Source organism: Mycobacterium talmoniae, from assembly GCF_001854525.1.
Lineage (GTDB): Bacteria > Actinomycetota > Actinomycetes > Mycobacteriales > Mycobacteriaceae > Mycobacterium > Mycobacterium talmoniae.
In genome coordinates this window covers 1-17,771 of record NZ_MLQM01000111.1, presented here as the reverse complement: position 1 = coordinate 17,771, position 17,771 = coordinate 1, and the positions used below count along the sequence as shown (strand labels likewise).

General features: G+C 69.7%; 19 protein-coding genes and 1 tRNA gene. 5 read left to right on the top strand and 15 right to left on the bottom strand.

Features of this window, described 5'->3' with window-relative positions; all coding sequences use genetic code 11:
- Positions 1 to 124: 124 nt before the first annotated feature.
- From BKN37_RS18170 to BKN37_RS18160, 3 genes are all read right to left on the bottom strand, one after another.
- The gene (locus BKN37_RS18170) at positions 125 to 508 is read right to left on the bottom strand and encodes a rhodanese-like domain-containing protein (RefSeq protein ID WP_071028376.1); all 384 of its coding nucleotides are present in this window, start codon (positions 506 to 508) and stop codon (positions 125 to 127) included.
- A complete protein-coding gene (locus tag BKN37_RS18165; RefSeq protein ID WP_071028374.1) occupies positions 505 to 1,089 on the bottom strand; it encodes a cysteine dioxygenase in 585 nt (194 codons plus the stop codon). The genes BKN37_RS18170 and BKN37_RS18165 overlap by 4 nt, the downstream gene beginning before the upstream one ends.
- 236 nt (positions 1,090 to 1,325) lie before the next feature.
- Entirely contained in the window at positions 1,326 to 1,937 is a 612-nt protein-coding gene (locus BKN37_RS18160) for a TetR/AcrR family transcriptional regulator (RefSeq protein WP_071028372.1), read from the bottom strand.
- A 90-nt stretch (positions 1,938 to 2,027) separates the two neighbouring features.
- On the opposite strand from BKN37_RS18160, the gene BKN37_RS18155 reads away from it, so the two are divergent.
- Both BKN37_RS18155 and BKN37_RS18150 read left to right on the top strand, forming a co-directional pair.
- Positions 2,028 to 3,716: a CocE/NonD family hydrolase gene (locus tag BKN37_RS18155; protein ID WP_071028370.1), complete on the top strand. Its 1,689-nt coding sequence runs from the start codon at positions 2,028 to 2,030 to the stop codon at positions 3,714 to 3,716.
- A 12-nt stretch (positions 3,717 to 3,728) separates the two neighbouring features.
- A complete protein-coding gene (locus BKN37_RS18150; protein WP_423212809.1) occupies positions 3,729 to 4,754 on the top strand; it encodes a patatin-like phospholipase family protein in 1,026 nt (341 codons plus the stop codon).
- Between the two features lies 1 nt (position 4,755).
- Here BKN37_RS18150 and BKN37_RS18145 read toward each other — a convergent pair whose 3' ends face one another.
- The 12 genes from BKN37_RS18145 to BKN37_RS18090 all read right to left on the bottom strand — a co-directional run bounded on the left by BKN37_RS18145 (position 4,756) and on the right by BKN37_RS18090 (position 15,384).
- Positions 4,756 to 5,613: a patatin-like phospholipase family protein gene (locus BKN37_RS18145; RefSeq protein WP_071028368.1), complete on the bottom strand. Its 858-nt coding sequence runs from the start codon at positions 5,611 to 5,613 to the stop codon at positions 4,756 to 4,758.
- Between the two features lie 18 nt (positions 5,614 to 5,631).
- Positions 5,632 to 6,495, bottom strand: coding sequence for a class II glutamine amidotransferase (locus tag BKN37_RS18140; RefSeq protein WP_071028366.1), 864 nt, complete (start codon positions 6,493 to 6,495; stop codon positions 5,632 to 5,634).
- A 5-nt stretch (positions 6,496 to 6,500) separates the two neighbouring features.
- Positions 6,501 to 6,968: an SRPBCC family protein gene (locus tag BKN37_RS18135; RefSeq protein ID WP_071028364.1), complete on the bottom strand. Its 468-nt coding sequence runs from the start codon at positions 6,966 to 6,968 to the stop codon at positions 6,501 to 6,503.
- On the bottom strand, positions 6,968 to 8,038 hold the full coding sequence (locus BKN37_RS18130; protein ID WP_095407130.1) for an NAD(P)H-dependent amine dehydrogenase family protein: 1,071 nt from the start codon (positions 8,036 to 8,038) through the stop codon (positions 6,968 to 6,970). Before BKN37_RS18130 ends, BKN37_RS18135 begins: the two co-directional genes overlap by 1 nt.
- Before the next feature lie 72 nt (positions 8,039 to 8,110).
- The gene (locus BKN37_RS18125; protein ID WP_071028362.1) at positions 8,111 to 9,742 is read right to left on the bottom strand and encodes a long-chain fatty acid--CoA ligase; all 1,632 of its coding nucleotides are present in this window, start codon (positions 9,740 to 9,742) and stop codon (positions 8,111 to 8,113) included.
- Between the two features lie 80 nt (positions 9,743 to 9,822).
- Entirely contained in the window at positions 9,823 to 10,998 is a 1,176-nt protein-coding gene (locus BKN37_RS18120; RefSeq protein WP_071028360.1) for a beta-propeller fold lactonase family protein, read from the bottom strand.
- Positions 10,999 to 11,338: 340 nt separating this feature from the next.
- Positions 11,339 to 12,877: an FAD-dependent monooxygenase gene (locus tag BKN37_RS18115; protein WP_071028358.1), complete on the bottom strand. Its 1,539-nt coding sequence runs from the start codon at positions 12,875 to 12,877 to the stop codon at positions 11,339 to 11,341.
- Between the two features lie 12 nt (positions 12,878 to 12,889).
- A complete protein-coding gene (locus BKN37_RS18110) occupies positions 12,890 to 13,504 on the bottom strand; it encodes an acyl-CoA-like ligand-binding transcription factor (protein ID WP_071028356.1) in 615 nt (204 codons plus the stop codon).
- Positions 13,505 to 13,558: 54 nt separating this feature from the next.
- Positions 13,559 to 14,221 (bottom strand): sensor domain-containing protein, encoded by a 663-nt coding sequence (locus BKN37_RS18105; protein ID WP_341271938.1) that lies wholly within the window; start codon positions 14,219 to 14,221, stop codon positions 13,559 to 13,561.
- A 233-nt stretch (positions 14,222 to 14,454) separates the two neighbouring features.
- A tRNA-Leu gene (locus tag BKN37_RS18100) sits at positions 14,455 to 14,528 on the bottom strand.
- 113 nt (positions 14,529 to 14,641) lie between these two features.
- On the bottom strand, positions 14,642 to 14,944 hold the full coding sequence (locus tag BKN37_RS18095; RefSeq protein WP_071028379.1) for a DUF732 domain-containing protein: 303 nt from the start codon (positions 14,942 to 14,944) through the stop codon (positions 14,642 to 14,644).
- A gap of 134 nt (positions 14,945 to 15,078) precedes the next feature.
- The gene (locus BKN37_RS18090) at positions 15,079 to 15,384 is read right to left on the bottom strand and encodes a DUF732 domain-containing protein (RefSeq protein ID WP_071028352.1); all 306 of its coding nucleotides are present in this window, start codon (positions 15,382 to 15,384) and stop codon (positions 15,079 to 15,081) included.
- A 489-nt stretch (positions 15,385 to 15,873) separates the two neighbouring features.
- On the opposite strand from BKN37_RS18090, the gene BKN37_RS18085 reads away from it, so the two are divergent.
- The 3 genes from BKN37_RS18085 to BKN37_RS18075 form a co-directional block, all read left to right on the top strand.
- On the top strand, positions 15,874 to 16,173 hold the full coding sequence (locus tag BKN37_RS18085; RefSeq protein WP_071028351.1) for a PE family protein: 300 nt from the start codon (positions 15,874 to 15,876) through the stop codon (positions 16,171 to 16,173).
- An 11-nt stretch (positions 16,174 to 16,184) separates the two neighbouring features.
- Complete coding sequence (locus BKN37_RS18080; RefSeq protein WP_095407129.1) at positions 16,185 to 17,462, top strand: PPE family protein; 1,278 nt, start codon at positions 16,185 to 16,187, stop codon at positions 17,460 to 17,462.
- Between the two features lie 41 nt (positions 17,463 to 17,503).
- Positions 17,504 to 17,771, top strand: a 268-nt coding sequence (locus BKN37_RS18075) for a WXG100 family type VII secretion target (RefSeq protein ID WP_071028377.1), incomplete at its 3' end; no start/stop codon positions are given.

The window sequence follows — 17,771 nt, the reverse complement described above, 5'->3', positions numbered from 1 at the left end:
GCTCTTCCGATCTAGCGCCTCGGCTAGCGCGCTGCTGCCGGCTTCCCGGGTGAGCGCGATTTTTATTTTTATAAGGCGGACGACCGCAGCAGCAGTCAGCCGGTGTCTGGTGGGCTGGGATTTGTCAATAAGAGACAGCGACCGCGCGGGCGGCGACCAGCGCGTGATACCCGCCGATGACATCGGTGGCGCGGTGTAACCCAAGGTCAACCAGTGATGCCGCGGCCAGGCTGGAGGTGTAGCCCTCCGAGCACAGGATCACCCATTCGACGTCGTCGCCGACGGCCTGCGGCAACCGGGCGTCGCTGGTCGGATCGCAGCGCCACTCCAGCACATTGCGTTCGATCACCAGCGCCGCCGCCACCTCGCCTTCCCGCTGCCGCTGGGCGTGCGGCCGGATGTCGACGAGCACCGCGCCGCGCCGCAGCGCGTCGGGCAGCTGGTCGGCGGGCAGCCGGCGCAGCCGATCCCGCGCCGCCGCCAGCACCGCGTCGATGCGACTGGTCACGCTTGCCCCTCGGGCTCGTCGGTCAGCACCGTGCGCTGCCGGCGCAACGTCTTGCGTCCGGTGACCTCGTAGTACGACATCGCGGTCAATGGCGGCGAGTAGGCGTGCACACTCAACGTGGGCTCCACCGGCTCCGCGGGAGCCACCGGCGCCGCGGACACCGTCGACGACGTCGGCGCCCAGACCACGTCGTGCACCCAGCCCAGCGGGAAGGCGGCCTGGTCCCCGGCCTCGAGCCGATTCCTGCGCAGTTCGCCCGCATCCCACCGGTATTCGTCGAGCGACCCGGACAGCACCGTCAACGCGCCGAGCGATCCGCCGTGGTCGTGCAGCTCGGTGGCGTGACCGGGCACCCAGCTGATCAGCCAGATGTCGACCTCCTCGTCACCGTGGATGCGGGTGAACCAGCGGTCGTCGGTGGGCAGGCCGCCCACCGGCAGCAGGACGTCATAGCGTCCGCTGAGCACGTCGTCGGCGGCGCGGTCGGTGGCGTGCAATAGATCGGGCAGCCGCAGCCGGGTGGGGCCGGACACCGACGGGATCCGCGACGGGCGCAGCGCGACAGGATTGGCAATAACCATGGCAGGAACTCCAGAACGGATGGGCGGATCGGGAAATCGACGGCAGCGGTCAGCTACGGCCGACAACACTCCCAAGATCCCGCGTGCTCCATCACGACAGCCATGCTAGCCAGCGCGCCCGGATGCGCGCCGCACCCACCGGCGCCGGGATCGGCGGACACCGTGGTGCCGATGGCGGTGCGGTGCCCCTGAGCAGCCATGTTGTGCACCCCCGCCGACGGCGGCGGCAATTCGAATCACCCGTGAGCAAAATCCGCTAAATCGCCCTCCAGATAGCGCTGCAGGTTCGGCCCGATCGCCGCCACCACGTCGTCCTCGCTCATCGACGCCAGCGGCTCGATCTTCCAGACATAGCGCATCAGCGCGAATCCCATCATCTGCGAGGAGATCAACCCGCTGCGCAGCAGCCGATCACGCTCGTCGCCCAGCGCGGCCACCTGCATCAGGCTGCCTTCGATGATCATCCGCAGCTTGTCCAGGGTGGCCGGCTCGTGCGCGGCGATCTGCAGGATGGCGCGCAGGGTGGGGGCGATGTCGTCGTCGGCCCAGCTGGCCAGCAGCAACCGCAGCATCGCGGCGCCCATCTCGCCGATCGGCATCTGCTGGGCGGCCGCCACCCCATCGAACCACTTCTGCGGCGGGGTGGTGGCCGCATCGAGCAGACCCTCCTTGGACCCGAAGTAGTGGTAGACCAGCGCGGGGTCCACCTCGGCGGCCCGGGCCACCGCCCGGATGGTGGTGCCGGCCCAGCCATGTTCGGCGAACGCCGCACGGGCGGCGCCCAGGATGCGGGCGGCCAGCACGCCGCGCTCATCACGCGGCCCCGGCGTCGCCGGCTTTTTCACCATGGTTTCACCATACCGTGAAATTCCCCTTGCGTTGAGACTAGTTTCCTCGTAGCGTGAAACTAGTCTCAACGCCCCGTGAAAAGAGTCGTCATGAACACCAATGCTCCCGCCCTCGACCGCCCCTGGCGGCGCCCCGGCGCGCTGCGCTACGCGCTGACCCGGCTGGCGGGGCTGCTGCGCTGCCCCATCGACGTGTACCCGCCACAGCCGGGTGCGGTGCTGATCGAGCGCGACGTCGCCGTCACCACCCGCGACGGCACCGTGCTGCGGGTCAACGTCCACCTGCCCCACGGCGATGGGCCGTTCCCTGTGCTGCTGTCGGCGCACCCTTACGACAAGGACAACGTTCCGGCCAAAAGGCGCTGGGGCGCGGGGTATTCGGTGCCGTTTCAGTACCGCATCCTGCGGCAACCGTCGCGGATTCGGTTCTCCAGCCTGACCGGGTGGGAAGCCCCCGATCCGGCGTGGTGGACCGCGCGCGGCTTCGCGGTGGTCAACGCCGACCTGCGCGGCGCCGGGCATTCCGACGGGGCGAGTGCGCTGCTGTCCGACCAGGAGGGCGAGGACGTCTACGACCTCATCGAGTGGGCCGCCGCGCAGCCGTGGAGCAGCGGGGCGGTCGGCATGATCGGGGTGTCCTACCTGGCGATTTCGCAGTGGAAGGCCGCCGCGCTGCGGCCCCCGCACCTAAGGGCGATCGTGCCGTGGGAGGGCTTCACCGACCCCTACCGCGATCTGCTGCGCCCCGGCGGCATCCAGGAGGTCGGGTTCGTCCGGATATGGAGCCGCGGCCTACGCAACGTCCGGCTGAAATACCAACTCGGGGAAGAGAACACCAAACGCCCGCTGGTCGACGACTGGTGGCGGTCGCTGGCGCCGGACCTGGCCAACATCGAGGTGCCCGCGCTGATCTGCGGCAGCTTCTCGGACAACAACCTGCACAGCCGGGGGTCGATCCGCGGCTTCGAACACCTCGGCTCCGCCGAGAAGCATCTCTACACCCACCGCGCCGGCAAATGGTGCAACTTCTACTCCGAACCGTCGCTGCAGGCGCAGCTGGCATTTCTGGACCGGCACCTGCGCGACGGCACCTCGACGCCGCTACCGCGGGTCCGCCTGGAGGTGCGGGAGAGCCGCGATCAGATCGTGGCGGTCCGGGACGAGTCGAGCTGGCCGCTGGCGTCGACACGGTGGACACCGCTGCATCTGACCAACACCGGGCTGTCGACGGACCCGGCCGCCGCGGACGGGGCGATCAGCTTCGACACCCGTTCGCGCGGCGCATGCTTCGGCTGGACCGTGCCCGAGGACACCGAGTTGACCGGGCCGATGGCGGTGCGGCTGTTCGTCGAGGTGACCGGACACCCCGACGTCGACCTGTTCGTCGGGGTCGAAAAGTGGCGCGGCGCGCGCTATGTCCCCTTCGAGGGCTCCTACGGGTTCGGGCGCGACCGCATCACCTCCGGCTGGTTGCGGGCGTCGCTGCGCGCCCTCGACGAGCAGCGGTCGCGGCCGTTCCAGCCGGTGCCGACGTTCACCACCCCCGAGCCGCTGCAACCCGGGCAGGTGGTGCAGGTCGACATTCCGCTGGGCCCGTCGGCGACGCTGTTCCGCGCCGGCGAACGGCTGCGGCTGGTGGTCGCCGGCCGGTGGCTGTGGCCGCGCAACCCGCTGACCGGGCAGTTTCCCACCGCGTACCGGAGCCTTTCGCGGGGCACGTGCACCCTGCACTGGGGACCCGGCCGCGACGCCCAGTTGTTGGTGCCGATGATCGGCTGAGTTGGTGCGCGCGTGCAAGATGGAGTGGTGACACGCGCAGACCGACGCCGGGTTGCCCTAGTCCTCGGCAGCGGCGGCGCCCGCGGCTACGCCCACATCGGGGTGATCAACGAGCTGCGCGACCGCGGGTATGACATCGTCGGGATCTCCGGGTCGTCGATGGGTGCGTTGGTGGGCGGGCTGCAGGCGGCCGACCGGCTCGACGAGTTCACCGAGTGGGCCAAGGCGTTGACACAGCGCGCGGTGCTGCGGCTGCTGGACCCGTCGATCACCGCGGCGGGGGTGCTGCGGGCCGGCAAGATTCTGGACGCTGTCCGAGACATCTTGGGCGACACCACCATTGAGCGGCTGCCGATTCCGTACACGGCGGTCGCGACGGATCTGATCACCGGCAGGTCGGTGTGGCTGCAGCGCGGCCCGGTCGACGCCGCGATCCGGGCGGCGATCGCCATCCCCGGGGTGATCGCGCCGCACGTGGTCGACGGACGGCTGCTGGCCGACGGCGGGATCCTCGATCCGCTGCCGATGGCGCCGATGGCCGCGGTCAACGCCGACCTGACGGTCGCGGTGAACCTCAGCGGCAGCGAGGAGGAGGCCACAGCCCACGACGACGATCCCGAGCCGCGTCCCACCGCGGAGTGGCTGCATCGCATGCTGCGCAGCACCTCTGGGCTGCTGGATACCAACGCCGCCCGGTCGCTGCTGGACCGGCCGACGGCGCGGGCGGTGCTCAGCCGGTTCGGCGCGGCGATCCCGGACACCGACGTCGACGCCGAACCCGAGCCCGACGCGCTGCCCGAGGTTCCCGAGGTGCCCGAGGTGCCCAAGCTGGGTAGCTTCGAGGTGATGAACCGCACCATCGATATCGCTCAGGCGGCGTTGACCCGGCACCACCTGGCGATGTATCCGCCCGATCTGCTCATCGAGGTGCCCCGCACCACCTGCCGCAGCCTGGATTTCCACCGCGCCGCCGAGGTGATCGACGTGGGCCGCGAACTGGCCGCCACCGCCCTGGACGCGGCGGCCGACGCGGGCTGAGTCAGCCGCGCAGGAACTCGGCCACCGCCCCGGCCACCCGGCGCCCCTGCTCACGCCCGGCCCGCGCCGACGCGGCCCGGCACCGCGGGTCCAGCGGGTTGGCGCCGAAGGCCGCCAGCGCGGCGTCGTCGGCGAACACCCCGAACGCCCTGCCGCCAAACCCGGCGATCTCGGCGGCGGGACCGCCCCCGAACGGGGAGGGCGCGGCCTCGCCGGCGGGCACCAACACCACCGCCACCGGACAGTCGTCGGCCACCGCCAGGTTGACCGAGCTGCCGATGCCGCCGTCCATGTAGCGCCGGCCCCCAATCGTCACCGGCGGCCACGCCCCGGGCACCGCGCAGCTGGCGGCCACCGCGTCCACCAAATCAACCCCCGAGTCCCGGTCGAATACCACCAGTTCGCCGGTGGCGATGTCGATGGCGGTGATCCGCAGCTCCCGGTCCGGCCAGGTGTGCGACGGCAGCCGCTGCGCGATCACGTTGCGGCGCACCGGCTCGGCCACGGTCTGCGCGGCCGCCGCGACCGCCCCGATCCGTTGCAGCTTCTGCGCGGTGGAGGTGTTCGGTTCGGTGACCGCGGCCAGGATCAGCTCGCCGATCGCGTCGGCGCTCACCCCGGGATCGATCTCGGCGGACGGCCCGTCGACCTGCCGGGTGAACAGTTCCTCGAGTCCCACGTCGCCGCCGATCTGGGCGGCCACCGCCGATCCCGCCGAGGTGCCGACCAGCACCTGCGAGTCGAGCAACGCGCGCGCGGTGGCCGGTGATGCCTCGGCGATGCCCTGCAATACCCCGGTCTCCCAGGCGATTCCTACCACTCCCCCGCCGGCCAGCACGAGCGCGCGTTTGGTCGTCACGGTCTCCGAGTGTGCCAGTTACCCGAACGGGTGCTGCGCGGCGGCCGCCACCGTGCTCAGGTCGGCGCGGCGCAGCTGGTGGGTGGGCGGGTCCGGCAGCACCAGGTCACGGGTGATCTGTAACCCGGCGTCGACGTGGACCAGCTCGCCGGGCGCGATCAGCTGCCAGCGCGGGTCGTCGTCCATCGGCTCGCTGGCGAACACCACCGCCGGCCGGCCGCGCAGCTGCTCGGCGTGCGCGCGAATGCGCCTGCTGCGCAACGCCAAACTCGGCGGCGCGCCGTCGCGGCGGTCCAGCATGTACAGCTGGTTGGGTTCCGGGTAGCGCAGCGCCCACACCTCGGTGGCGGTGCTGAGCAGCACGTTGACCGCGTAGATCGGCACATTGGCGGCCAGCCAGCTCAGGGCGTCGACCAGGCCGCCGGCCACGTCGCCGCGTCGCGCCCGGATGGCGGCGGTGATCAACGCAAACACCCGCTCGGAGTCGGTGTGGCCGGCCACCAGGTCGGCGGCGCCGACCTGGCGCAACCGCTCGTCGAGCACGTCGAGTCCCTCGACCACGCCGTTGTGCGCGAAGATCCGGCCGTCCTGCAGGAACGGGTGGGTGTTGACCACCTCGTGCGCTCCGGTGGTCGCGTACCGGACGTGCGCGACGAACGTGGTGCCGGTCATGTCGTGGGCTTCGGTGGCGAAGTCGGCGTCCTGCCAGGCCGCGATGGGCTGTTTGCGCAGCTCCGGTTGCCCGTGGCCGTCGAACACGCCCAGGCCGGTGCCGTCGGGGTTGCGCCGGCTCTGTTCGGCGAGGCTGTCCGGGGCGTCGAGCAGCCAAAACGTGGCGGTCACCACCTGGGACCCGGCGTGCAGCGCGAACAGGCGGCACATGCCGGTCAGCCGGCCAGCTGCGCGGACAGTTCGGCTAACGCCTGGCGGGCGTAGCCCTGCCACAGCCAGCCGAGCACCGGCAGCGCGGGGCGGGCCAGCGTCGAGCGCGGGTGAATGGTCCAGCGCCAGCTGACCTGGGTGCCGTCGCCGTCGGGGGTGAACCGCCATTGGCCCTCGACGAGGTCGACCAGCGGGGCCAGCGGGCCCTTGATGTCGGTGAGCGTGTAGTCGAAGCCGTGCGGCGGGTCGATCTCGGTCAATTGCTCCCGCATGCTGCCGCCACCGGTCAGCAGCACGGTGCGGGTTTGGCCGGCCGCGTTCCACTCCCCGGTCTGGTCGCGCACCGCCCTGATCGGCGGGATCGGCCCATACCAGTGCCGAAACAGCGTCGGCAACGGCAACGGCAGGGTGCCGGCGAATGCGTCGGCAACTCCGACGGGTATCGCCCGGGATTGCTCGACGGTGAGAGACATCAGCCCAGGCTAGCCAATCCCGGTGCGGCGCGGCCGGTGACCAGCGGCAGATCGAAGAAACCCTGAATGCCGGCCGGGGCCGCGCAGACCGCCGGGATTTTGTTCACGCAGTGCGCCGCGGTGGCGACGATGCCGGGGTTGCTCTTCAGCCCGGCTTCGACGCTTTCCGGCTGCCAGCCCTTCACGGTGACGAAGGTGTCCGGATTGCCGCGGACCTCCATCTCGTAGCGTTCCCCGGCCGGGCCGAATGACCATGGCGGATCCAGGTTTTCCTCACCCATCAGCCAGTTCACCGTGATCCGCACCACCGGGGTGTCGCCCACCATCGCCTCCCAGTGGAAGCGGCGCCCGGCGACCTGACCGGGTTCGATCGGCCCGATCGGCGAGTCGATCGGGGCGGTCGCGACCGCCACCTCCTGGGAGGAGCGCACCGTGGGATCGGCGGCAAATCCCAACCGGTCCACGCACAACCGCACCGACTGGACGAACCCGCCGTCGAGGAGCTTTTGCATCGGCCCGGTCAGCGCATTGTCCGGCGTCCCGCCGAACCCCATCACGTAACGCAGCACGTCCGGGGCGCCGTAGGTCCGCAGGTCGGAAAACTCTTCGGAGCGAACATAAGTCACCCCCGTCGACATCACCGACAGCAGCAGCGGGAACAACTCGGTGGCCGCCCCGGGGCCGATGCCGGCGCCGTGCAGCGTCGCGTTGCCGGCCTGCGCGGCGATCTCCAGCGGCGCGGCCTCGTGTTCGCTGGGATAGAACCAGCCCAGCGGGGTGACGACGTTCTTGCCGGAGCGCAGCAACGCGGCGACTTCGTCGACGTTGGGCAGCAGCGGCGCATAGATCACCGCGTCGGCGTCCAGCGCGAGGATGTCGTCGATGTTGTTGGTGGCGGTCACCCCCAGCGGTGGTGTGCCGAGGATGTCGCCGACGTCCTTGCCGCTCTTGGTTTCCGAATGCACCCAGCAGCCGACCAGCTCAAGTTCGGGATGCTCGAGCACCCCGTTGATCGCGGCCACTCCCACCGACCCGGTCGCCCATTGCACCACGCGCAGACTCATGATCACTTTCTACCGCGAGCAGACACAGAATCGCATCTTCCTGGCCGAAATTATGCGATTCTGCGTCTGCTCGCCGGGTCAGTCCCGCACCTCGGTGACCTGGTAGGCGTTGTCGGCGTACCGGGACCGGATGGTCTTCTTGTCGTACTTGCCGACGCTGGTGCGCGGAATCTCGTCGACGAACGTCCACCGCTCCGGCAGCCACCACCGAACAACCCTGCCGGCCAGGAAGGTTCGCAGCTCACCGGCCTGCGCGGCGGCCCCCTCCCGGGCCACCACCACCGCCAGCGGCCGTTCCTGCCAGCGCTCGTCGGGCACGCCGACCACCGCCGCCTCGACCACGTCCGGGTGGGCGATCAGTGCGTTCTCCAGCTCGACCGAGGAGATCCATTCCCCGCCGGATTTGATCACGTCCTTGGCCCGGTCGGTCAACGTGATGAAGCCCTGGGCGTCGATGCGGCCCACGTCCCCGGTGCGCAACCAGCCGCCGTCGAACTTCGACTCGTCCTGGCCGCGGTAGTAGGAGCCGGCGATCCACGGGCCGCGCACCTCCAGTTCGCCGACGGCCTCACCGTCATTGGGCAACACCTGGCCGTCGTCGTCGACGATGCGGGTTTGCACCCCGCACACCGGCTGTCCCTGGGTGCCCCGCAACGTCCAGTGCTGCTCATCGGGGGTGCCCGGCGGCGGCCACGCCATGGTGGCCAGCGGCGACGTTTCGGTCATCCCCCACAACTGGCGGATCTGCACCCCGTGCTTGTCCTCGAAGGTGCGCATCAGCGACACCGGCACCGCCGAGCCGCCGCAGGCGACCAGCCGCAGCGACGACATGTCGTGGTCGGGTTCGGTGTCCAGGAAGTGCATGACGTCGTTCCAGATCGTCGGCACCGCGCCGGCCACGGTGGGCCGCTGCGTCTCGACCGCGTCCACCAGGGAGCGGGCATCGAGGTAGCGGTCCGGCAGCACCAGGTCGGCGCCGGCCATCAACGCCGCGTACGGCAGCCCCCAGGCGTTGGCGTGGAACATCGGCACGATCGGCAGCACCCGGTCGACGGACCCGACCCCGATCCCGTTGGTGGTGCAGGCCGCCATCGAGTGCAGGTAGCTCGAACGGTGGCTGTAGACCACGCCTTTCGGGTTGCCGGTGGTGCCGCTGGTGTAGCACATCGCGGCCGCGGAGTTCTCGTCGATCTCGGGCCAGTCGAACTCGGCCGGCTCGGCGCCGACGACGTCGGCGTAGCGCAGCACCGTCTTACCGGCCTGTTCCAACGCCGCCGTATCACCGTCGCCCACCGCGATCACGGTGTGCACGGTGTCGAGCTGGTCCAGCACCGGCGCCAGCAGCTTGGCCAACGACACGTCCACCAGCACGACCTGGTCTTCGGCTTCGTTGGCGACGTAGACGATCTGATCGGCGAACAGCCGGATGTTCAGGGTGTGCAGCACCGCCCCCATCGCGGGCACCGCCAGGTAGGCCGCCAGGTGCTCGGCGTTGTTCCACATGAACGTGGCGACCCGCTGGTCACCGCTGATGCCCAGGCGGCGCAGCCCGTTGGCCAGCTGGGCCACCTGCTGTCCGAGCTCCCGGTAGGTACACCGGCGGTACCCGTCGCCGGTCGCCGTGGTCACGGTGCGCGCGCCGTGGACCGCGGTGGCGTGGTTGAGGATGGCGGTGATCGTCAGCGGGACGTTCTGCATCGTGCTGTACACGACGTACCACCTTTGCGCTGTTGGCCGCTGTTGTCTACAAGCCCGGCTCAACGCTACCCGCGTGGGCGTGCCACCGGGTGTTAGACCAGCACCGGCTCCAGCTCAAACAGCTCGGGGCGGTCGGCGACCTCGCCCACCAGGGACGCCGTGGTCAATGCGATGGACACCACGGTGACCGCACCGGCGTGGTCGGCGACGTAGAGGTGGCTGCCGTCGGCGCTTTCGGCCACGCAGGACGGCTGCGCGTCCAGGGCGACGGCGCCGATCACGTCGTGCGTCAGGGTCGACATCACGGTGACACCGGCCCCGGTGACCAGGTAGGCCCGCGCACCGTCGTTGCTGAGCAGCAGTTGGGTGACGGCGTCCGGCGACCCGATTTCCAGGCTGCCGGTGATGACCGCGGCGCGGGTGTCGACCACGTCGATCATGGCACCCAGGTCGGGGTCGCAGCTGGCGACGTAGAGGATGCCGCCATCGTGGTTGAGCGCGAGACCCCGGATGGGCGAACCGATCTCGATGGTGTCCAGCACGCGGCGGGCGGCGGTGTCGATCACCGCCAATCCGCTGCCGTCGGGCCGCTGGATGGCGACGTAGAGGCGCTGACCGTCCGGGCTGACGGCCAGGTTCTCGGCGACGGCGCCCGGCGGCACCGCCAGGTCGATCGCCTGGGCTTGCTCGGTCGTGGTGTCCAGGACCACGACATCGGCCCCGTCGGCCCCGATGCGGCTGGTGAACAGGAGTTTCCCGTCCGGGCTCCCCGCCAGGTCGCGCACCGAGCCGGCCAGCGGGTACCCGGCGACGGCGGTGCCGCTGTCCAGGTCGATCGCCGCGACCGCGTCGTAGCCGGCTGAGGCGACGCCGACGTAGACCCGAGCCTCGTCGGCCTCATCGGCGGCGACCGTGAACGGCTCGGGCAGACCGGTGAGCGTCGCCGCGACTCGCCCGGCGGCCAGGTTGATCACCGAGATGCTGTCGTCGCCGTAGTTCGTCACGACCAGGCGGCGACCGTCGCGGCTGGCGGCGACACCGGCAATGGGACCGTTGCCCACGGCGATGCGACCGGCGACGGTGAGCCCCAGCGCCACGCCGACCTCCAGCAGCGGACCGGCCTCGGCCAAGACCTCGGGGAGATACCGGTGCGAACGCGGCCCCAGGTTGACCGCCAAGTCCCCCAGTGCGGGAATCCGCACCGTGGGCGCCGACGACGGCGGCTCGGCCAACGCCACACCGCCGGTCGCGTCACCGGCCTCGCTCATAGCGGTCACAGCCTTTGCCATCGTTGTCGAACCTCCCCGCGGGCAGCAGCAACACCGCCCTGGATATCGATTGCAGCGCCCGTCGGGCACAAGTTCCATTCGAGTTTAGCGGCGGAATTCACGGTCAAAAGGAAGCATTTCACCGTTGTGACTCATATCGCAGAACGCGCTTAGATTGCGCTTAGCCGACAACTATTCCGTGGGCCACAATGTGTTCCACAGCAACACAGCGACTGGGGATCGACGTGGCCTTACCGCCGCCTGGCGAACGGGTGACCTCGGTCTCACGCCATTCTCGGAATTAAGAGTCTCTTAACGTCTGGCCAAAAAGAGGCGAACATCACATTGCGTCGCCGGTGTCGGGCGCGCCGAACCAGCGCCTCAGCGCCGCGTGCAGCCGATCGACGCCGTCGGGGCGCGCATCGTCGGCCGCCCAGGCGACGTAGCCGTCCGGCCGGATCAACAGCGCGGCCACCGCGGTGGCGGAGCTGGTGACCGTCGCGGCGTCCACCCGGTCGGCCCACCCCGGCACGGACTCGGCGAACACGCCGCCGGTCCGGTCAAGCAGCAGCGGGCGCGCCGCCCGCATCGCCTCGGCGACGCGGCGTCCATCGCTCAACGCCAACTCGGGGACCAGATACCCCGACAGCGGGTGATCGTCGCCGACGTCGTAGCGGGTATCCGAGCCGGCCAGCAGCCGCGCCAAATGCGCTGCGGTGTCCGGGTTTTGCGTGAGTTCACCGAACAGTGCACGCAGCGCGGCCACCTCGGGGCCGGGGGCCATCAGCGCGGTCTGGGACATCGAGTGCATCATGACGCGCTCGCCGACCGGATACCGCTCGCGCTGGTAGCTGTCCAGCAATCCGGTTGGCGCCCAGCCGTTCACCGCCGCGGCGAGCTTCCAGCCGAGGTTGACCGCATCCTGCAACCCCAGGTTGAGGCCGGGCCCGCCGATCGGGGAGTGCACGTGGGCGGCGTCGCCGACCAGGAACACGTTGCCGTCGCGGTAACGGTCGGCCTGGCGGGTGTTTTGGCCGTTGATCCGGCGCAGCGCGTGCGGACCATCTCCGCGGGGCGGTTCCACCGGCAAGTCGACGCCCAGCACCCGGCGCAGGCTCTTCCGCAGTTCCTCCACCGTCATCGGCGTGTCGTCGCAGACCGATTCGTCGCCGAACTCGATCGTTCCGATGAGCGGTCGGCCGGGTTCCAGTTCGGCGACAACGACACCGCCGCGGTCCACTCGGTTGTGCCCGAACGGGATTCGACCGCCGCCGGGAAGTGCGATACCGCCGTCGTCGGCGCGCAGCTGGGCAGGCAGGTGGACGTGGGCGATCCTCAGCACCATCGGGGCGGTGAATCCGGGGAATCCGATGCCGGCGGATTTGCGGACCAGGCTGCGACCCCCGTCGGCGCCGACCAGGTATCGGGTACGCAGCGGGTAGGGCCCGTCGGGGCCGGTGACGATGAGATCCACGCCGCCGTCGCGCTGGGTCACCTCGGTCAGCCCGTGGCCCCACCGGATTTCCGCGCCCAGGCCGCGGGCCCAGGCTTCCAGGTGGCGCACCAGCCGTGGCTGCGGGATCAGCATCCTGCGCATCGGATTGTCCGGCACGCCGTCCAACGGCAGCGGAATCCCGCTGAAGGCAGCGAACGCGGCTGGCGGCGGCCCGGGCGGGCCACCCAACTCGTGGTAGAGCCCGCGCATGTCGAGCACCCGAACCACCTGCCCGACAAGGCCGTTGGCTTTGGGCTCGGCGCTGGGCTCGGGAAGCGCGTCCAGCACGATCGGGCGCACGCCGGCCAGCGCGAGTTCGCCGGCGGTCATCAGTCCGTTGGGACCGGCGCCGGAGACGACAATCTCGACCGCGTTTTCACCCATGGCGGTGACCTTTCACGAGGTGGTTGAGCCGGTAACCGGCGCTGGGAGGCCCGCCGCCACCGCGGCGAAACCGCGGCGCAGCAAGGTGGTGATGTGCACCGGCGGGTCGGCGTGCACGTAGTTGTCGAGCGCGGCCTCGGCGACCGCCCGGATCACCCCGACGACCAGGCGGGGGTACATGTCCCGGTCGGGATCGGTGCCGGTGCGCGCGGCGATGGCCTCGACCCAGTCGGCGAAGACTTCCTTCGACACGGCCGCGCGCGCCTCGGGAGTCAGCAGCAGCTTGCGCACCTCCCCCAGCTGCTCCGGGCTCGGCACGGTCGCGGCCGCCCCGTCGTCCTCCAGCGGCGCCAGCACCGCCGCGGTGATCGCCGCCCACAGTGGCTCGTCGGAGGGCCGGGCCCGCAGCGCGTCGAGGCTGCGCCGCACCCGTTCCACCTGCCGGTAGGCCAACGCGTCGTATTTGCCGGTGAAGTAGTTGCTGAACGTCCGTAGCGAGACCCCCGCGCGGGCGGCGATGTCGTCGCGGGTGACGTTGTCCAGCCCGCGCTCGAACGCCAACTCCAGCGCGGCGTCGCTGAGGGCTTTACGGGTATCGAGCTTTTTGCGCTCGCGTAAACCGGCCACCCAGCCAGCATAGGCTCGGATTGCCCACTGGGCAATATTGCCTAGTAGGCATGGTTATGTGGGCTGCACGGGCACCTTGGCGGCGATCTGGTTGGCGATGTTGACCGCGGTGTCGGCGGGGTCGGCGCTGCAGGTGTTGACGTCGACGACGACGTTGTTCCGCACGGTCAGGGCCCGCCCGCAGGCCCAGCCGGGGGCGCCGGCGTTCTCTTGGGTCGCGACCACGCTGAGCACGCCCTTGTCGTTGGTCACCGGCCCGGCCTCCCACTCCGAGCCGGACTGGATGTGGGTGTACAGGTCGCAGGTCGGCCACTGCTTGGCGGAGGCGTCGTAGAAGGCGGCGGCTTGCTTGGCCGACGGAAACAGCACCACGGCCTGCTCGACGAAGTGGGTGAAGTTGTCGCCCTCCTGCAGGGTCTGATCCCGCATGGCGGAAAAACCGCTGTCGGCATAGACCTGGGCCTGCGCCGCGCCGTCGATCGGCAGACACTCCCGGGGTTGCATCGTGTCGCTGTCGTCGGACATCGCATTGTGATACCTGGTGACGGCCATCTCGGTGGCCCCCATGACGGCGTTGACCTGCTCCGGGGTGAGCAACAGCCCCTTCAGCGCCTTCTCGACAACCGGCGGCGGAGCCTTGGTCGTCGTGGTCGATGTGGTGGTCGTCGTGGCGCTCTTGTGGTTACCGCTGTGGCAGCCAGGAGCCAATAGGCTCACGCCCGCAACGACGAGCACGGCCGTCAAACGACGCATGTGTTCATTCCAAGCCTCGCCCTAACCCCCGACCGGTCGGTGCACAGCTATCCCTACAGCGTTGCCGGCCAGGACTCGCGTGTGCTGAGCGTAAGTGACACCGGGCGAGTAATGCGACGTATTTAGCCGATTCTTGGCCTGCCCGTGATCTTGTATCAACGCCGGATGGGTTGCTGTGCGACCACACTGGCCGTCGGTGCCCCCAGTCGGACTCGAACCGACACTGGGCGGATTTTAAGTCCGCTGCCTCTGCCAATTGGGCTATGGGGGCTTGCGGCGAATCTAGCGTGACGGCGGCAGCGGCCCCCGACCGGGACTACGCGGCAGGTGGCCTCGGCACGCGGCATTGATTCCGCGGAAGGGGAATTGGGCGAGCTGCTGGTGCTACAGGTGGTTGGGGCAGTACGCGTTCGCCGAGATGGCGGTGAACTTCGCGGCGCTCTCCATGGTGAAGCCGGGGTTGGTGCTGCGCACCGCGTTCACGGTGTCGAGGGGGGTGAGTCCGCCGTCCATCAACTTGCATACCGCCTGGCCGGCCGCGATGGCCTGCCCGGCGCCGCGGTGGCTGAGGCCCGCCTGGTCGAGCGCGGCAAGAAACGCCGCGTCGTCGCCGGTCGTGTCGGCATGCGCGGGAACGGCGAGGCCCACCATTGCGGCGGCGCTTACCAGGAGGAGTAGGCGCTTCATGCAGGTCATTCTGGTCAGGGCCCGTTAAATCCGTGTTACCTGACTTTTACCGTCGTTCACTGGCTTGTTAAATCCATGTGACGGACCCCCGTGTCCACCGGGGACAGGGGCCGCGTTTTGGGTCCTTGAGCTGGCTACATGTGTTCGGGGCAGTAGGACGTCGCGGAGATGACCGCAAACTTGGCGGCGTGCTCGGTGGTGAATCCGGGGTTGGTGCTTTGGACCGCCACCACGGTGTCCATCGGCGACAGGCCAGCGTCCATCAATTTGCACACGGCATGTCCGGCCACGATGGCCTGGTTCGCGCCGCGGTGGGACAGTCCCGCCCCGGAAAGTGCGCCAAGGAATTCCGCGTCGCTGCCGGATTCGTCGGCGTGCGCCGGCGCTGCGAGGCCGACCAGCGCGGTGGTGAGACCCATCAGCAGGAGTAGGCGTTTCATGGCTCGAAGTCTGCGTGGGCCCCGTTAAGTCGGTGTTACGCAGCTTTTACCGCGTCGGATCGCGTTGTTAATTCCGGGTTACCGGCCTTTCATTCGGGCTCGACGAGACCGGTGAGCCGCAGGGCGGACGGCGGTTGGCGCCGCTCGTCTCTGCATCGAATTTTGTTGGCCGACAGCATCGTTCGAACACCCTACGCCGCCAGCCGCTCACCTCACAACACCGCGGCGCGCCGTGTGCGTTGGCGCTTGCGTGCACGGGAGAACCAACTCGCCCTGAAATCACAGGCGCCCCTTTTGTATCGAGACCCGACGCCGCGGAGCCGTCGGCGTGACGCGTGACACCGCCTGCGCCGCGGGTGTGTAAAAAGTTCGAGCGTCGAAGTTAAGAAGCAGTTAACCCGCTTTCATTGCCGCCGTTAGTTAGGGAACTGTGGAGCCTGCTCAGTGGCCGACCTGTGCAGGCCGGCTCGTTTCGCTAAGGAGAGGGCAATGTCTTTCGTAACCACACAACCTGAGGCGCTGACGTCGGCAGCCAGCACCCTGCAGGGGATCGGCTCGGCGTTGGCCGCCCAAAACGCCGCCTCGGCCGCCCCGACGACCGGTGTGGTTCCGGCAGCCGCCGATGAGGTCTCGGCGCTGACCGCGGCGCAGTTCGCCGCGCACGCCACCCTGTACCAGCAAGTCAGTGCGCAGGCCAGCGCGATCCACGAAATGTTCGTCAACACCCTGGGCATGAGCGCCGGGTCGTATGCGGCTACCGAGGCTGCCAACGCGGCCGCCGCGGGCTGAGCGGGGCAATCATGTTTGATTTCGGAGCCCTACCGCCGGAGATCAACTCCACCCGCATGTATGCCGGCCCTGGTTCGGCGCCCATGATGGCCGCCGCGGCCTCGTGGCGCGCGCTGGCCGCCGAACTCAGTTCGGCGGCGACCTCCTACGAGGCGGCCCTTACTCAGTTGACCGGCGAGGAGTGGACGGGGCCGGCGGCCGCGTCCATGACCGCCGCCGCCACCCCGTATATGACGTGGATGGGCACCACCGCTGCCCAAGCCGAACAGGCCGCCACCCAGGCCACCGCCGCGGCGGCCGCCTTCGAGGCGGCCCATGCGGCGACCGTGCCCCCGGCGGTGGTCGCCGCCAACCGGGCTCAACTGGCCACGCTGGTCGCGACCAACTTCCTGGGCCTCAACACTGCGGCGATCGCGGCCAACGAGGCCCATTACGGGGAGATGTGGGCCCAGGACGCCGCGGCGATGTACGGCTACGCCGGCTCCGCGGCGAGCGCCTCGCAGGTGACCCCGTTCACCTCGCCGAACCAAACCACCAACCCGACCGGGATCGCTGGGCAAGCCGCGGCGGTGACCCAAGCCTCGGGCACCGCCGCGGGGAACAGCAGCGCCCAAGTCTCGCAGCTGATCTCGTCGATGCCCAGTGCGATTCAAAGCCTGGCTTCGCCGATGTCGGCCGCGACGTCGGCGGCGTCGGGTTCGGGAGCGTCCGGAATCGGGAGCATCCTGAGTGGGCTGGGCAGTTCGCTGGGGTCGACCGACTACATGTCGGTGATCTTGAACGGCATCTCCTCCGGAGGCGCCACCGCCGCGATGTATATCCCGTCGACCCTGATTCCGAGCATGATCGGTTACTTCGCCGGTCCGGGTTTCAACGCCGCCGGCGGTGGTGCGGCGTCCGCCGGCCTGGGGGCGCTGCTGGCCCCCGGTGGTCCACTGGGCGAACTCGGTGCACTCGGCGGCGCCGCCGGTGCGGCGTCGTCGGCCGTTCCCGGCCTCAGCGCGGGCTTGAGCGGCAGTTCGGCGGTGACCGCCAGCATGGGCCAGGCCTCGCTGGTCGGCGCGATTTCCACCCCGCCGACGTGGGCGGCGGCGACCCCGGCCAGCGCCGCCAGCACCGGCGCCGTGCAGGGTGCCGGCTGGGCCGTGGCCCCGGAAAGCAACTCGGTGGCCGCCATGCCCGGCGGGATGCCGGGTGGTGCTGGCGGGCGCGGCGGCGGTTTCGGTTTCGGCGCACCGCGTTACGGCTTCAAACCCACCGTGATGCCACGACCGGTCGTGGCCGGATAAGCCATATCCTTTCGCAGGCAACGAGTTAAGGAGACAGTGATATGCCGACGCGTTTTATGACCGATCCGCACCAGATGCGGGCGATGGCGGGCCGTTTCGACGTGCACGCCCAAACCGTGGAGGATGAGGCCCGCAAGATGTGGGCGTCCTCGACCAACATCACCGGAGCCGGCTGGGGCGGGACCGCGGCCAACACCTCCTACGACACCATGGGCCAAATGCAGACCGCGTTCCGCAACATCGTCAACATGCTGCACGGGGTGCGCGACGGGCTGATCCGCGACGCCAACAACTACGAGCAGCAAGAAG

What these genes read in the sequence shown, in the direction of transcription:
- BKN37_RS18165 (WP_071028374.1), bottom strand. Translation starts at nt 1,089, where the DNA reads ATGGTTATTGCCAATCCTGTCGCGCTGCGCCCGTCGCGGATCCCGTCG.
- BKN37_RS18160 (WP_071028372.1), bottom strand. Translation starts at nt 1,937, where the DNA reads ATGGTGAAAAAGCCGGCGACGCCGGGGCCGCGTGATGAGCGCGGCGTG.
- BKN37_RS18155 (WP_071028370.1), top strand. Translation starts at nt 2,028, where the DNA reads ATGAACACCAATGCTCCCGCCCTCGACCGCCCCTGGCGGCGCCCCGGC.
- BKN37_RS18140 (WP_071028366.1), bottom strand. Translation starts at nt 6,495, where the DNA reads ATGTGCCGCCTGTTCGCGCTGCACGCCGGGTCCCAGGTGGTGACCGCC.
- BKN37_RS18135 (WP_071028364.1), bottom strand. Translation starts at nt 6,968, where the DNA reads ATGTCTCTCACCGTCGAGCAATCCCGGGCGATACCCGTCGGAGTTGCC.
- BKN37_RS18120 (WP_071028360.1), bottom strand. Translation starts at nt 10,998, where the DNA reads ATGAGCGAGGCCGGTGACGCGACCGGCGGTGTGGCGTTGGCCGAGCCG.
- BKN37_RS18115 (WP_071028358.1), bottom strand. Translation starts at nt 12,877, where the DNA reads ATGGGTGAAAACGCGGTCGAGATTGTCGTCTCCGGCGCCGGTCCCAAC.
- BKN37_RS18095 (WP_071028379.1), bottom strand. Translation starts at nt 14,944, where the DNA reads ATGAAGCGCCTACTCCTCCTGGTAAGCGCCGCCGCAATGGTGGGCCTC.
- BKN37_RS18090 (WP_071028352.1), bottom strand. Translation starts at nt 15,384, where the DNA reads ATGAAACGCCTACTCCTGCTGATGGGTCTCACCACCGCGCTGGTCGGC.
- BKN37_RS18085 (WP_071028351.1), top strand. Translation starts at nt 15,874, where the DNA reads ATGTCTTTCGTAACCACACAACCTGAGGCGCTGACGTCGGCAGCCAGC.
- BKN37_RS18080 (WP_095407129.1), top strand. Translation starts at nt 16,185, where the DNA reads ATGTTTGATTTCGGAGCCCTACCGCCGGAGATCAACTCCACCCGCATG.